Raw genomic sequence first — 13,915 nt, forward strand, 5'->3', positions numbered from 1 at the left:
TTCTACTATATTATACGGTAAGTGCGATAATGATCGGTAGTGTAATGAGTGACATGATCGCACTGATCACAAATGCGGATGCTGTTTCTGCTTCCTGTTTCTCAAATCGAGTGGCAATCATGGCCGCAACAGCTGAACCTGGGAAGGCAACAAGCAATACAGCTTTTGTAATTTCATCCGCCGAAAGACCCATAAGAATGGCGATAAAATACATAAGCAACGGTTGTACAGCTACTTTGAGCAATGCGATACTGAAAGCTGGTAAGCTCAGTTTAATTTTGCGGATACCGACTGTGACACCGACTGCAAAGAGCGCAACCCCTGATGTCACACTTCCAATTTCCTCTAGCATTTCATGTCCGATTTCAGGAAGTTTAAATCCTAAAAGAACAAGAATGATACTTGCTAACGGTGCAAGCGCAAGCGGCTCTGATAAACCGTGCAAAATCGCTTTCGTCGTCATTTTTAGGAAACTTTCGCCGTCTTTGGCTTTTCCTTTTGTTTTTTCACCGACAGTTGACACAATAATAGCAATTGGATCAAGCAATGCATTTACAACTATTCCGGTAATAGCAATCGGAATTGCAACTTCTTGAGCCCCAAATAAACTGCCCAAGACCGGAATCCCCATAAATGCAAAGGTCGGTTGTGCTGAGTTTAATGAGAAAACAGATGAATCTGTTAAATCATATTTAAAAGCAAATTTCGTAACTAAAAGGATAATGATATAAAAGCCTACGATTCCGAAAATCAATGCAACGAAAAATGGAATTTGACTATAGAATTTATCTTTTGGTGTTGACAGAATGCTGGCGATAAAGTGCGCTGGCAAAGCATACTTTGTAACAAGTGTACTTACACCTTTTGCAGATTTAGCGTCATAGCTGCCGAAGTTCCCTGCGAACCAACCCAGCGCGATAACGAAAAAAATCGGTGCTAGGAGGATCAAAATATTTAAAAAGTCCATCTTACTATTCCTCCTTGAATCCTTTACATGTTTCTTATTTTATAGCGGCATTGCTTACATTACCCGAAACAATGCCGCGTTACACATTTTATTATGCTCTTACAATTTTTTTATATTCAGGAATCCACATAGCATCTTTCACAGCTTGTTCAATGTTTTCAGGTGTTTTTCTTGCGACACCATCTTTAATTGCTGCTTTTGCCACTTCAATAGCTACTTTGATAGAAACTTCTTGTAACTTATCAATGCTTGGAAGTAGACCAGCACCTGGTTTATCATGATCAACCATTTCAGCAATCGCATCCGCTGAAGCAACGAACATGCCTTTTGTGATGATTTTTGATTCCGTTACGATTGAACCAAGACCAAGTCCAGGGAAAACGAACGCATTGTTTGATTGTCCGATTTCATGTTCAATTCCGTTATACTCGACATTTTCGAATGGGCTTCCAGTTGCAACAAGCGCACGACCGTCTGTCCATTTGAATAGATCTTCCGGTACTGCTTCAGCAAGTGGAGTTGGGTTAGACATCGGCATGATCACTGGACGCTCAGTATGAGCTGCGATTTCTTTAATAATTTCTTCAGTGAATGCGCCGCCTTGACCTGATGTACCAATAAGAATGGTTGGCTTCACCTTGCGAACTGCTTCAGCAAATGAGATTTGTCCTTTTTCATCACGAGCCCAGCCTTCTACTTCATCAGAAGAACGAAGGTATGGTTTTTGGAAATCAAGCACTTCATCTTCAAACTGATCTGTTAGCAATCCTCTGTAGTCTAACGTCCAGAATGCATTGTTTGCTTCATCTTCACTTAGACCTTCAAGAACCATTGTGTCACGCATTTGATCGGCGATTCCGATTCCAGCAGATCCAGCTCCGAAAATCATCACACGGTGATCTTTCAATTGAGTACCAGTTTTCTTGACAGCTGCAAGAACACCCGCTAAAGTAATGGCACCAGTACCTTGGATATCATCATTAAAAGTTAAGATGTTGTCGTTGTATTTTTTCATGATGTTACGCGCATTTTTGTTTCCAAGGTCTTCCCAGTGAAGCAATGCTTTCGGGAAGAATTTAAGTGCTGCTTTTACATATGCATCAATGAACTCTTCGTATTTTTCACCTTGTACACGTTTGTGGTGGTTCCCGATGTACAATGGATCATTTAATAATTTTTCATTGTTAGTTCCAACATCTAACACAACTGGAATCACGCGGCTTGGATCAATTCCTGCTGCAGCCGTGTAAACAGCTAGTTTACCAATTGCGATGTTGATACCACCAACACCCCAGTCACCAATTCCAAGAATACTCTCAGAGTCAGTTGCTACGATGAGGTCGATGTCGCCTGCTGTTGCATGTAAGTTTTCAAATGCTTTCTCAATACCGTCAATGTTGTCGATTGAAAGGTAGACACCATGAGGTCTTCTGTATTCATGGCTGTATTCTTGAATCGCTTCACCAACAGTTGGTGTGTAAACAACAGGAAGCATTTCACGAAGCTTGTCCGTTAGAAGCTTATAGAATAATACTTCGTTACGGTTTTGCAAATCACTTAAGTATACGTTTTGACGAAGACGATCTGGCTGAGCTAGAAATTGCTTGTATGCTCTCTCTGCTTGCTGTTCTAAAGTCAGAACAGTTGGAGGAAGTAATCCTTCTAGTCCAAGCTCTTGTCTTTCTTCTTCAGAGAAAGCAACGCCTTTGTTCAACGTTGGAATCGATAATACATCTTTACCTGTCAAAGTGGTTTCGAGGTACCCTTCTTTTGTTTTCTTCACGTTGTTCATCAAAAACTACCCTCTTTCTAAAATATAAATAAAGTGAACTATTAATACAAAGAACGATCAAGGAGAAAAATCCTTAATCAAAAAAATTATGACAAGAAATCGAACTTTTCGTTTAAATGCTTTACACTACAGTTAGTCATTTTATGCCTGCTTATACCAAAACGCAAGCGTTGAAAATTAGATAATTTTTTCGTAGCGTTATTTAATTTATTTAAGTACAAATGATGGGTGTTCAGCCAAAATCTCGAAAAACGAAACACAGCGGCATTTGCTATTTTTTTAATTGTCAAGTGTTGTACCAACATCTAATTTTGGTACTTCATGGTGATGTCTGCATCGTGCTTCGTATGATTCCTGCGCACCTACTAAAATAATGGGATCATCATAGGATGCGGGTTTACCGTCGATCAAGCGTTGTGTTCTACTCGCTGGGGAGCCGCATACCGAACAAACTGCTTGAAGTTTTGTTACAAGCTCTGCACATGCCATTAAATGCGGAACAACACCAAATGGCTCTCCTCTGAAGTCTTGATCAAGGCCTGCAACAATGACTCGGTAGCCTTTATCAGCCAATTGAGTGACAATATCAATGATTGTCTCATCAAAAAATTGCACCTCATCAATGCCAATGACATCGGTTCGTTCTGATATGTGCGTTATTATGTCTTTTGGTGAGGTTACTGCAATCCCATCGACGGATGAACCGTTATGTGACACAACTGAGCTTGTGCTATACCGGTTATCAATCGCTGGTTTGAATATTTTTACTTCTTGTTTGGCAAAGGTGGCTCTTTTGGCTCTCCGAATCAATTCTTCCGACTTTCCAGAAAACATACTTCCGCAGATGACTTCAAGCCAACCGCTTTGTTTCATCACATACATAAGGTCTTCTCCCCCGTTTTAAAGTTCCATCAATCCACGTAAAAAAACAGGCAAGAACGGATTCCTGCCTGTTTATTGTATCTATTATTACTTAAGACCGTATTTTTTGTTAAAGCGGTCAACACGTCCATCAGCAGAAGCGAATTTTTGACGGCCTGTATAGAAAGGATGGCACTCAGAGCAAATCTCGATGCGTACCTCTTCTTTTACTGATCCAGTTTCAAACTCATTTCCACAAGCGCATTTGACTGTAGCTTTTTTGTAGTTAGGATGAATTCCTGTTTTCATCTACTGTCATCTCCTTCCGCCCTGAATCCAATTCGGAAACAGAGTTAATATCTCAGAATAAATTCTGAAACGCACATGATAAAATTATAACAGTGTAAGTCTATGATTGCAAATGTATTTTTTCAGGAAGCTATCTTCTTGATGCAGACATATTTGCTTGTTTCCACTCTTGCGTTAAAATATCGAAAAATTCTTGGTTTGTCTTTGTTTTTCTCATTTTGCGCATGAATTTCTCAGCGAAATCAGGTGTATCTGACATTGATTTTCTCATCGCCCATAGACGATCAAGATGCTCTTTAGGCACAAGCAGTTCTTCTTTTCTTGTACCGGAACGACGAATGTCGATGGCTGGGAAAATTCTTCTTTCTGCAAGAGAACGATCTAAATGGAGCTCCATATTTCCTGTTCCTTTAAACTCTTCATAAATCACATCGTCCATACGTGATCCCGTATCAACAAGTGCAGTAGCTAAAATGGTCAAGCTTCCACCTTCTTCGATGTTACGCGCAGCACCAAAGAAACGTTTTGGACGGTGGAAAGCAGCTGGATCAATACCGCCGGAAAGCGTTCGGCCGCTTGGCGGGATGACAAGGTTGTATGCCCGAGCAAGCCTTGTGATGCTGTCCATTAAGATGATGACATCTTTTTTATGTTCAACTAGACGCATCGCACGCTCTAATACAAGCTCTGCTACTTTAATGTGGTTTTCCGGTACTTCGTCAAAGGTTGAACTAACGACATCCCCTGCAACAGAACGTTCGATATCTGTTACTTCCTCTGGACGTTCGTCAATAAGAAGAACAATCAGTTCTGCCTCTGGATGATTTTCAGAGATGCTGTTGGCAATTTCTTTGAGCAAAATGGTTTTCCCAGCCTTAGGCGGTGCAACAATTAAACCACGCTGTCCAAACCCAACTGGTGCCATCATATCCATAATTCTAGTAGACAGGTGATTAGGCTGTGTTTCAAGAATCATTTGACGATCAGGGAATAGCGGCGTGAGTGCAGGAAAGTGAACACGTTCCTTAGCTGATTCTGGGTCGTCCCCATTTACCGCTTCGACATGAAGGAGGCCATAGTAGCGTTCATTCTCTTTTGGAGGTCGTACCTTTCCAGACACCTTATCACCATTTCTTAAATCAAAGCGTCTGATTTGTGAAGCTGAAATATAAATGTCTTCAGAACTTGGGGAGTAGTTAATTGGTCTTAAGAAACCAAATCCCTCTGACTGAATAATTTCTAGAACCCCTTCCATAAATAAGAGATCCTCTTGCTCAGCATTCGCCTTTAAGATGGCAAAAATTAATTCTTTTTTTGTTAGTTTGCTGTAATAAGAGATTTTGTACTTTTTTGCTAACTCATACAGCTCTTTTAATTTCATATTTTCCAAAGATGAAATCGAAACATCTTTCAATATGGACACCACACTTTTCTAGTCAATGTATTTCATTACGAATGCATGACTATTGTATTTGATTAGCTTTTAATTCCGTTTTTGTTGGAATGACCTCGCTCTCATGGTAACGCTCCCACTCGTTTTATCATAAAGATAGGAACAATGTGAAATTGAGCTTTGTCAACATAGAGAAGGATAATGAGTATATCGTCATGATGCGGCAGTATTTAAACTTGTTGAAGCTTAAAAAGAAGTAAATTCGCAGAAAATTTCGCAGCACTCTTTAGTTTTACCTCATTTGCAGGGAATATTCAACTTTAAAAAGAAAATGATATATATTTGACACCTATATGAAAAGCGGGTAAAGAATACCCGCTTTCAGATTACGGACGAATGACAAGATTCGGTTTTTTCTTTAAACTGTGTCTGCCATCGACGAATCGAACAGTACCTGATTTCGCACGCATGACAACACTATGTGTTGTTCCAACAGAGCCTTTAAATTGAACACCTTTTAATAACTCGCCATCTGTTACACCTGTCGCTGCAAAAATGGCGTCATCGCCTTTCACGAGGTCTTCCATTCTGAGGACTTTTCCAACATCCAGTCCCATTTTCTCACAGCGTCTCAGCTCTTCTTCACTTTGTGGAAGAAGCTTACCGTGGATTTCTCCACCAAGTGCTTTAAGCGCAACAGCAGAAAGGACACCTTCAGGCGCTCCACCTGAACCAAATAGAATATCAACACCTGTGTGATCAAATGCTGTATTAATGGCTCCTGCAACGTCACCATCATCGATCAACTTGATTCTTGCTCCAGCTTCTCTCAGCTCAGCAATGATCTTTTCATGTCGCTCTCTGTTTAAAATTGTCGCAACAACATCTTCAATATCTTTGTTTTTTGCTTTTGCAACAGCACGAAGATTGTCAATGACAGGCGCTTCAATGTCGATGCAGCCTACCGCTTCTGGACCTACTGCGATCTTATCCATGTACATATCAGGTGCATTCAGCAAGTTGCCATGATCAGCAACAGCGATAACAGCTAAAGCATTCCAGCCGCCACTTGCCACAATATTTGTTCCTTCCAATGGATCAACAGCGACATCCACGCGAGGTCCATATCCGTTTCCAAGCTTTTCCCCAATATAAAGCATTGGCGCTTCGTCCATTTCTCCCTCGCCGATGACCACAGTTCCCTTCATCGGAATCGTATCAAATACATCACGCATGGCACTTGTTGCAGCATCATCCGCTTCGTCTTTTAAACCTCTACCCATCCAACGAGCAGATTTTAATGCAGCTGCTTCTGTCACCCGTACTAGTTCCATCGATAAACTTCTTTCCATTTTTGTCCAAATCTCCTCTCACAGTCAAAGCCTTATGAATTTTGAAGTTCTTCTATTTCTTGGTCATTCAGCTTTTCACGCCAGATGGTTGCACCCAAGCCTTCAAGCTTCTCCTCAAGCATACTATATCCTCTGTCTATATGTTCAAGCCCTGTGATTTCGGTCACACCGTCTGCCATTAACCCTGCAACAACGAGACAAGCACCTGCTCGCAGATCACTTGCTTTGACCTTTGCACCTTGAAGCTGCGTTTGACCTGTAATAATGGCAGATCTTCCTTCCACCTTCATGTTAGCACCCATTCGACGCAATTCGTCAATGTGTTTAAAGCGGGCAGAGTAAATGGTATCTGTCACGACACTCGTGCCTTTCGCTTTTGTTAACAAAGCCGTCATCGGCTGTTGAAGATCAGTCGGAAAGCCCGGATACACAAGGGTTTTGATATCGACAGGCTTGAGTCCTTCATTTCTGCCAACGATCAGCATTTGATCGTTGCTTGTTTCAATTGTGAATCCCATCTCTCTAAGTTTCGCCGTAATTGATTCTAAATGAGTTGGGATCACATTATCAAGCACAACTTCATCCCCCATCGCTGCACCTGCAATTAAAAATGTACCTGCTTCTATGCGGTCAGGGATGATGGAATGCCTGCAGCCATGAAGAGATTCCACACCTTCGATCCGAATCACATCCGTCCCCGCACCTTTGATTTTAGCTCCCATGCTTGCAAGCAGTGTCGCTACATCAATGATTTCGGGTTCTTTTGCGGCATTTTCAATCACTGTTTTCCCTTCAGCTAGAACGGCTGCCAGCATGATGTTGATGGTCGCACCTACACTGACAACATCAAGATAAATACGGGCTCCGACTAATTTTTCAGCGCGCAAATAAATCGCACCCTGTTCGTTTGTCACCTCGGCTCCAAGTGCTTCAAAGCCTTTGATATGCTGATCGATCGGTCTAGGTCCTAAGTGACATCCTCCTGGCAATCCAATGACAGCCTGCTTGAATCTACCAAGCATGGCGCCCATTAAATAATAGGATGCTCGTAGTTTCTTCACTTTCCCATTAGGAAGCGGCATACTGATCATGGAGGCAGGATTGACAACCATCTTACCTTTTTCAAACGTGACCTTTCCGCCAATCTCTTCTAACAGATCTCGTAATGTGTCAATATCTGAAATATGCGGAAGGCCTTCAATGGTTACTGGAGAATCAGCGAGAATCGTGGCAGGAATCAGTGCCACAGCACTATTTTTCGCACCACTAATATGTACGGTCCCGCGCAAGGGGTCACCGCCGGCAATGTTTAACTTTTCCATATTTGTCTCCCTTCTTAAAGAAGATCACTGTTGGAGTTATACTGTTTGTGGATGTCGCGCTTTAAAAGGTCTTGTCCAAAATTTAGCCAATATCAAGAGAAAGAATACAGGTTAAACGAAATTTGTCGGAAGAAAAATAATCGAAGCTTTGCGAGGCTGTGATGTTCTCTTCTTTGCACAAAACATTTCTTAGCGTATTTAAGGAAAACTGCGGCAAACGGATGCGTATCCGTCTGCCACAATCACTTATTTATTCCAGTCTGCTAAAAATTGCTCAATGCCTGCATCCGTTAATGGGTGTTTTGTCAGCTGCTTGATGACTTTCAGCGGCATTGTGCCGATATGAGCACCTCTAAGCGCAGCTTCTGTCACATGTTGCGGGTGACGAATGGATGCAGCAATGATTTGTGTATCTAATCCATGAACATCAAAAATGGTTTTCACTTCACTAATGAGATCAAGACCATTTTGGCCAATGTCATCTAAGCGGCCGAGGAATGGAGAGACATACGTCGCACCAGCTCTAGCTGCAAGAAGTGCCTGGTTTGCACTAAAAATCAACGTGACGTTTGTTTTAATCCCAAGGTCTGTTAACGCTTTGACCGCTTTAAGACCGTCTGTTGTCATTGGGATTTTAACTGTAATATTTGGTGCAATAGCAGCAAGCTCTTTTCCTTCTTCGATCATTTCTTCTGCTTTGAGGGAAATGACTTCCGCACTAACTGAACCTGATACCACGTCAGTGATTTCACGAAGGCGGTCGTGGAACGATACGTCCTTTTCTTTCGCTACTAAACTAGGGTTTGTTGTCACGCCTGCTAAAATGCCAAGCTCGTGTGCCTCTTTGATGTCTGCGATATTCGCTGTGTCTAAGAAAAATAACATAACTGTGCCACTCTCCTATCAATAAATTGTCTGAAATGTAAATTTGATTGCGCTTTCTCAAGATATGGAGAAAACCGCCTGTGACTCAGGCGGCTTTCGGTTCTCATCAAATTATGCTTGGTTAGAAGAACCAAATTCGCGCATTTTGCCGATAACAGTCGCTTTAATTGCGTCACGAGCTGGTCCAAGATATTTACGTGGATCATACTCTTCTGTTTTTGCAGCAAGTGTTTCGCGAACTGCTTTCGCAGAAGCAATTTGGTTTTCAGTGTTTACATTGATTTTTGCTGTACCAAGTGAAATCGCACGCTTGATGTCAGCAGTTGGGATACCTGTTCCGCCGTGAAGAACAAGTGGAAGTCCAGTTGTTTTACCGATTTCTTCCATTTCAGCGAAACCAAGGTTTGGTTCACCTTTGTATGGACCATGAACTGAACCTAGTGCAGGCGCAAGGCAGTCAATACCAGTACGTTCTACAAGCTCTTGGCACTCTTTTGGATCAGCATAAATAACGCCCTCAGCGATGACGTCGTCTTCTTGTCCACCAACAGTTCCAAGCTCAGCTTCTACAGATACACCGTGGAAATGTGCAAGCTCAACCACTTTTGCAGTTGTCGCTACGTTCTCATCAAATGGATGGTGAGAAGCATCAATCATCACAGAAGTAAATCCTGCATGAATCGCTTTTGCACAAGATTCAAAGCTTGAACCGTGATCTAAATGAATCGCAACAGGAACTGTTACATTATATTCTTCGATTAACGCTTTTACCATTGCGACAACTGTTTTGAAGCCGCCCATGTAGCGTCCTGCTCCTTCAGATACTCCTAAGATAACTGGAGATTTCTCTTCTTCAGCAGCTTGTAAAATCGCTTGCGTGAATTCTAAGTTATTTAAGTTAAACTGTCCAACAGCGTAACCTTTTTCCTTTGCGTCTTTCAACATTTCTGTCATTGAAACTAAAGGCATGATGAAAAATCCTCCCTATGTAGCTAATTTGCTTACTAAAAAAAGCTCTCCACCCTAGCATGACCAGAATTTCTCGCCATATGTAAACTTTCAAAGTCAGATCGCTTTCTTCTTCTTATCTAGAATACCAATTATTCGACAAATCGGCAACAGAATGACTTGATTCAATCATTTCCATCTAGCCATTTGTTTCGAGCGGCAAGTATTCTTTGACCGCATCACGGATTTCATCAATATCAAATGGTTTAGCAAAATGCGTTAATGCACCGAGCTCTTTAGACTCTTGAATCATATCTAGTTCGCCATAAGCTGTCATAATGATCACGCGAATGTCTTCATCAATTAATTTCATGCGTTTTAAAATCTCAATGCCATCCATTCCGGGAATTTTCATATCAAGCAGGACAAGGTTTGGTCTATGGTTTTTCACAATATCTAATGCCTGTAGTCCGTTAGCGGCTTGAAAGGTTTGATAGCCTTCTTTATGAAACACTTCATTCAGCAATATTCTAATACCGTACTGATCATCGACAATTAAAATTTTCTCATTCATCTGTTACACCCCATTGCTTTCATTTTTCGCCATAAAAAGAGCTGTTGTTAAATAATTCTGTTTGATTTTCACATTTCCTTTAATTATAATAGTTTACTTTACGACATTTTCTGAGCATTTTTCCTAATATTCTCTTTATATTCTATTATAAAATGATCTGACAGAAGGAGGAAATGAGTCTTGTTAAAAATTTTCACTACCCAATTATCAGGTATTTTTTCACGTATTGGAGATAAGCAGGCCGAAGCGATCGAAGACGGTGCACGCCTTCTTGCTCAGGCCGTTGTCAGTGGACATGCCGTGTATTTTCATGGCAAGAATGAACTGGCGGCTGTAGCCTTAGAGGCATCTGAGAGCAAGGAGCCGTTTCCGGGTGCGAAGGTTCTGCCGCTGGATCAAAAGGAGCGCAGCATACTTCATCCAAGTGACAGGGTGCTTTTATTTTATTCAGATCCAGAAGATCAAGAGATTCAATCCCTTGTCAAAGAGCTGCACGAACAAGGTACACCTATTGTCGGGGTCGGTCCTGCACAAAAGGAGACATCATTTATTGAAGAGCATTGTGATGTCCACATTGATTTTCAGCTCAAAAAACCACTTGTGCCTGCAGAAGATGGAACAAGGTTCGGCTATCCTGCACTGATGACCTGCTTATATGTCTACCATGCTCTATCGTTTACTGTGAAAGAAATCGTTGAGGAATATGAATAAAAAAACTGCCGAGAAGATGATATTCTCGGCAGTTTTTTGTTTTATTTTGATTCAGATGCCTGTAGTGAAGCACCAACGAAATCTCTAAATAACGGCTGTGGTCTTGTCGGTCTTGAAATGAATTCTGGGTGGAACTGAGAAGCAAGGAACCATGGGTGATCCTTCAGTTCAATGATTTCAACAAGGCGTCCGTCTGGGCTTGTACCAGAGAAGACAAAACCTGCTGCTTCCATTTGCTGTCTGAATTCGTTATTAAACTCATAGCGATGACGGTGGCGTTCGTACACGACTTCGTCATTGTATGCAGCAAATGCTTTTGAGTCTTCGTTTAATTTACAAGGGTATAGGCCGAGGCGAAGTGTTCCACCTAAGTCATCAACATCCTTCTGTTCTGGAAGAAGGTCGATGATTGGGAATGCTGTTTCTGGATCAATTTCAGCGGAATGTGCTCCCTCTAAACCTAGTACGTTTCTCGCATATTCGATAGATGCGACTTGCATACCTAAGCAGATTCCGAAGAATGGCACTTTGTTTTCGCGCGCATATTGTGTTGCAATGATTTTCCCTTCTACTCCGCGGTCTCCGAAGCCTCCAGGAACAATAATGCCGTCTACATCTTGAGCGAAATCAGCCATATTTTCTGCTGTGACTTCTTCTGCGTTGATCCATTTGATTTGAACATCCGCATCAAATGCATAGCCCGCATGACGAAGTGATTCAACGACAGAAATGTATGCATCTTGCAGCTCAACATATTTCCCTACAAGACCAATTGTGACTTGTTTTGAAAGGTTTTGCACTTTATCAACAAGCGCCGTCCACTCCGTCATGTCCGCATCTTGACAGTCAAGCTTCATGTGCTCACATACAAGCTTGTCTAATCCTTGTTTTTGTAAATCAAGCGGAATCGAATAAAGGGTATCTGCATCCTGACATTCGATGACTGCTTTCGTATCAATATCACAGAATAGCGCAATTTTGTCCTTCATGTCTTGTGCCAATGGCATTTCAGTTCTGACCACAATGACGTTTGGCTGAATACCTAGACTACGAAGTTCTTTTACACTATGCTGTGTTGGTTTTGTTTTCAGTTCGCCTGCAGCACGGATGTAAGGAACAAGGGTACAATGAATGTACATCACGTTTTCACGGCCGATGTCACTCTTCATTTGACGAATCGCTTCAAGGAATGGAAGGGATTCGATGTCTCCTACTGTTCCACCGATTTCTGTAATGACCACATCTGCACCCGTTTCTTTCCCGGCACGGTACACACGGTCTTTGATTTCATTTGTAATGTGGGGAATAACCTGTACTGTTCCACCTAAGTAGTCGCCGCGGCGCTCTTTCTTCAAAACAGTAGAGTAGATTTTACCTGTTGTAACGTTGCTGTACTTATTTAAGTTAATGTCAATGAAACGCTCGTAGTGACCTAAGTCAAGGTCTGTTTCAGCACCGTCGTCTGTGACAAATACCTCACCGTGCTGGTATGGACTCATTGTCCCTGGGTCTACGTTGATATATGGATCAAATTTTTGAATGGTGACATCCATCCCTCTATTTTTCAGAAGGCGGCCTAACGATGCAGCCGTGATCCCTTTTCCAAGTGAGGAAACAACTCCTCCTGTTACAAAAATATACTTTGTCATTTCGTATGCTCCTCTCTTTTTTACCCTTGCATGACTAGACATGCACAGCTTCATCCTTTTAGAGTGTATCCCTAAATCTCTTGAAAAATAAGAAAGCTCCCTTTCAAATAAATGAAAGGGAGCGTAAATGAACGTATCTTTACGTACTCTTTTTTAGAGAGCCCAAAATACATACTACATAGTTCGCTCTGGAAAGTCAAGACGGTTTTGTCCTGTTTTCAGGACCGGTTTGTGAGGGTTATTTGTCTTCCTCATCATCGTCTAAATCGTCTTCATCAATTTCCGTTAAGCCGTCATCATCTTCATCATCATCTTCGTCGAAGTCTTCTATCTCTTCATCGATTTCTTCATCATCTAGGTCAAGGTCCTCGTCGTCTTCAACAAGATCAAGATCTTCTTCAAGCTCGTCGATTTCTTCTTCCTCTTCAATATCATCGAAGTCTTCTTCAACGACAGCAGCTTTTGTTTTTTTCTTTTTCGCTTTTGTTTTCACAGCTGGCTGAACTTCTTCTTCGATTTGATCAACTGGATACCAGCTGCGAAGTCCCCATCTCTGATCACCTAACGAAATAAAGCGGCCATCTATATTTAAGTCTGTATAAAATTGAGCAAGTCGATCATCAAGATCAGATTTTTGTATCCCTTGCAAACGGACAATTTCATCTATTAACTCGGAAAACGTAATCGGTGTTTTGCTGTCTCTGAAAATTTCATAAGCAAGTTCAACTAAAGACATTTGTTTGAGCTGTTCCTGTGAGTATTCTTTCAAACTCAAGGTCAGACACTCCCTTTCTATTACATGTATGTATCCATTTATCAGTGAAATAATAAGTATTTATACCTTATTCTTACGACAAACCATACCTCTCATTATAAACAAATTAGGGGAGTTTATGCCACCTTTATTGATGTTAATTTTTGATTTTTTCACAAGAGGAGCCTCTAGCGGTCAATCATTTGTGCCGAATTGACACAATTCATGTGTGAAGCACACGTTTTGCATGCTTTTTTGTCTTCTCTTTTGATGAATACAAAGCCATTTACTCTTCTTAAAAAAGGGGATTTATTCCTTCACAAAATGTTCACTTACGACGAATTGATACAGAAATCTATAATAAATAGACTAATTTTGAGAGGTTGATCGAATTGCCA

At 41.3% G+C, this 13,915-nt stretch carries 13 protein-coding genes; 1 reads left to right on the forward strand and 12 read right to left on the reverse strand.

The genetic code is table 11. From position 1 onward, the window contains the following. Positions 1-10: 10 nt before the first annotated feature. The 10 genes from NST09_RS17260 to NST09_RS17305 all read right to left on the reverse strand — a co-directional run bounded on the left by NST09_RS17260 (position 11) and on the right by NST09_RS17305 (position 10,403). Positions 11-967, reverse strand: coding sequence for an AEC family transporter (locus NST09_RS17260; RefSeq protein ID WP_017368214.1), 957 nt, complete (start codon positions 965-967; stop codon positions 11-13). Positions 968-1,058: 91 nt separating this feature from the next. Continuing rightward, the gene (gene malS / locus NST09_RS17265) at positions 1,059-2,759 is read right to left on the reverse strand and encodes an oxaloacetate-decarboxylating malate dehydrogenase (protein WP_072367350.1); all 1,701 of its coding nucleotides are present in this window, start codon (positions 2,757-2,759) and stop codon (positions 1,059-1,061) included. 279 nt (positions 2,760-3,038) lie between these two features. Further along, positions 3,039-3,641 carry a thymidine kinase gene (locus tag NST09_RS17270; protein WP_007497666.1) on the reverse strand — a complete coding sequence of 201 codons (603 nt, stop codon included), beginning with the start codon at positions 3,639-3,641 and terminating at the stop codon, positions 3,039-3,041. A gap of 87 nt (positions 3,642-3,728) precedes the next feature. Next, on the reverse strand, positions 3,729-3,929 hold the full coding sequence (rpmE, locus tag NST09_RS17275; protein ID WP_003215407.1) for a 50S ribosomal protein L31: 201 nt from the start codon (positions 3,927-3,929) through the stop codon (positions 3,729-3,731). Between the two features lie 130 nt (positions 3,930-4,059). After that, on the reverse strand, positions 4,060-5,343 hold the full coding sequence (gene rho / locus NST09_RS17280; protein WP_007497667.1) for a transcription termination factor Rho: 1,284 nt from the start codon (positions 5,341-5,343) through the stop codon (positions 4,060-4,062). Positions 5,344-5,708: 365 nt separating this feature from the next. Then, positions 5,709-6,674: a class II fructose-bisphosphatase gene (gene glpX / locus NST09_RS17285; RefSeq protein WP_007497670.1), complete on the reverse strand. Its 966-nt coding sequence runs from the start codon at positions 6,672-6,674 to the stop codon at positions 5,709-5,711. 32 nt (positions 6,675-6,706) lie between these two features. Continuing rightward, positions 6,707-7,996: a UDP-N-acetylglucosamine 1-carboxyvinyltransferase gene (locus NST09_RS17290; RefSeq protein WP_342493155.1), complete on the reverse strand. Its 1,290-nt coding sequence runs from the start codon at positions 7,994-7,996 to the stop codon at positions 6,707-6,709. Between the two features lie 246 nt (positions 7,997-8,242). Further along, positions 8,243-8,881 (reverse strand): fructose-6-phosphate aldolase, encoded by a 639-nt coding sequence (gene fsa, locus NST09_RS17295; protein ID WP_342493156.1) that lies wholly within the window; start codon positions 8,879-8,881, stop codon positions 8,243-8,245. A 111-nt stretch (positions 8,882-8,992) separates the two neighbouring features. Next, on the reverse strand, positions 8,993-9,850 hold the full coding sequence (locus NST09_RS17300) for a class II fructose-bisphosphate aldolase (protein ID WP_007497678.1): 858 nt from the start codon (positions 9,848-9,850) through the stop codon (positions 8,993-8,995). Between the two features lie 178 nt (positions 9,851-10,028). Further along, positions 10,029-10,403, reverse strand: coding sequence for a response regulator (locus tag NST09_RS17305; protein ID WP_003214681.1), 375 nt, complete (start codon positions 10,401-10,403; stop codon positions 10,029-10,031). A 180-nt stretch (positions 10,404-10,583) separates the two neighbouring features. Between NST09_RS17305 and NST09_RS17310 the strand changes: the two genes are divergently transcribed. Further along, a complete protein-coding gene (locus NST09_RS17310; RefSeq protein WP_035389805.1) occupies positions 10,584-11,114 on the forward strand; it encodes a DUF2529 domain-containing protein in 531 nt (176 codons plus the stop codon). A gap of 41 nt (positions 11,115-11,155) precedes the next feature. Here NST09_RS17310 and pyrG read toward each other — a convergent pair whose 3' ends face one another. Continuing rightward, entirely contained in the window at positions 11,156-12,763 is a 1,608-nt protein-coding gene (gene pyrG / locus NST09_RS17315; RefSeq protein ID WP_017360053.1) for a CTP synthase (glutamine hydrolyzing), read from the reverse strand. A 238-nt stretch (positions 12,764-13,001) separates the two neighbouring features. After that, a complete protein-coding gene (gene rpoE / locus NST09_RS17320) occupies positions 13,002-13,538 on the reverse strand; it encodes a DNA-directed RNA polymerase subunit delta (protein WP_017368217.1) in 537 nt (178 codons plus the stop codon). Positions 13,539-13,915: the final 377 nt, after the last annotated feature.

This window comes from Bacillus sp. FSL W7-1346 (genome assembly GCF_038593335.1).
Classification (GTDB): Bacteria; Bacillota; Bacilli; order Bacillales; family Bacillaceae; genus Bacillus; species Bacillus altitudinis.

Bases quoted from the DNA above. Each gene is read 5' to 3' on its own strand.
- fsa (WP_342493156.1), bottom strand. From the start codon at position 8,881: ATGTTATTTTTCTTAGACACAGCGAATATCGCAGACATCAAAGAGGCA.
- NST09_RS17290 (WP_342493155.1), bottom strand. From the start codon at position 7,996: ATGGAAAAGTTAAACATTGCCGGCGGTGACCCCTTGCGCGGGACCGTA.
- glpX (WP_007497670.1), bottom strand. From the start codon at position 6,674: ATGGAAAGAAGTTTATCGATGGAACTAGTACGGGTGACAGAAGCAGCT.
- NST09_RS17305 (WP_003214681.1), bottom strand. From the start codon at position 10,403: ATGAATGAGAAAATTTTAATTGTCGATGATCAGTACGGTATTAGAATA.
- NST09_RS17300 (WP_007497678.1), bottom strand. From the start codon at position 9,850: ATGCCTTTAGTTTCAATGACAGAAATGTTGAAAGACGCAAAGGAAAAA.
- rpmE (WP_003215407.1), bottom strand. From the start codon at position 3,929: ATGAAAACAGGAATTCATCCTAACTACAAAAAAGCTACAGTCAAATGC.
- NST09_RS17270 (WP_007497666.1), bottom strand. From the start codon at position 3,641: ATGTATGTGATGAAACAAAGCGGTTGGCTTGAAGTCATCTGCGGAAGT.
- malS (WP_072367350.1), bottom strand. From the start codon at position 2,759: ATGAACAACGTGAAGAAAACAAAAGAAGGGTACCTCGAAACCACTTTG.
- NST09_RS17260 (WP_017368214.1), bottom strand. From the start codon at position 967: ATGGACTTTTTAAATATTTTGATCCTCCTAGCACCGATTTTTTTCGTT.
- pyrG (WP_017360053.1), bottom strand. From the start codon at position 12,763: ATGACAAAGTATATTTTTGTAACAGGAGGAGTTGTTTCCTCACTTGGA.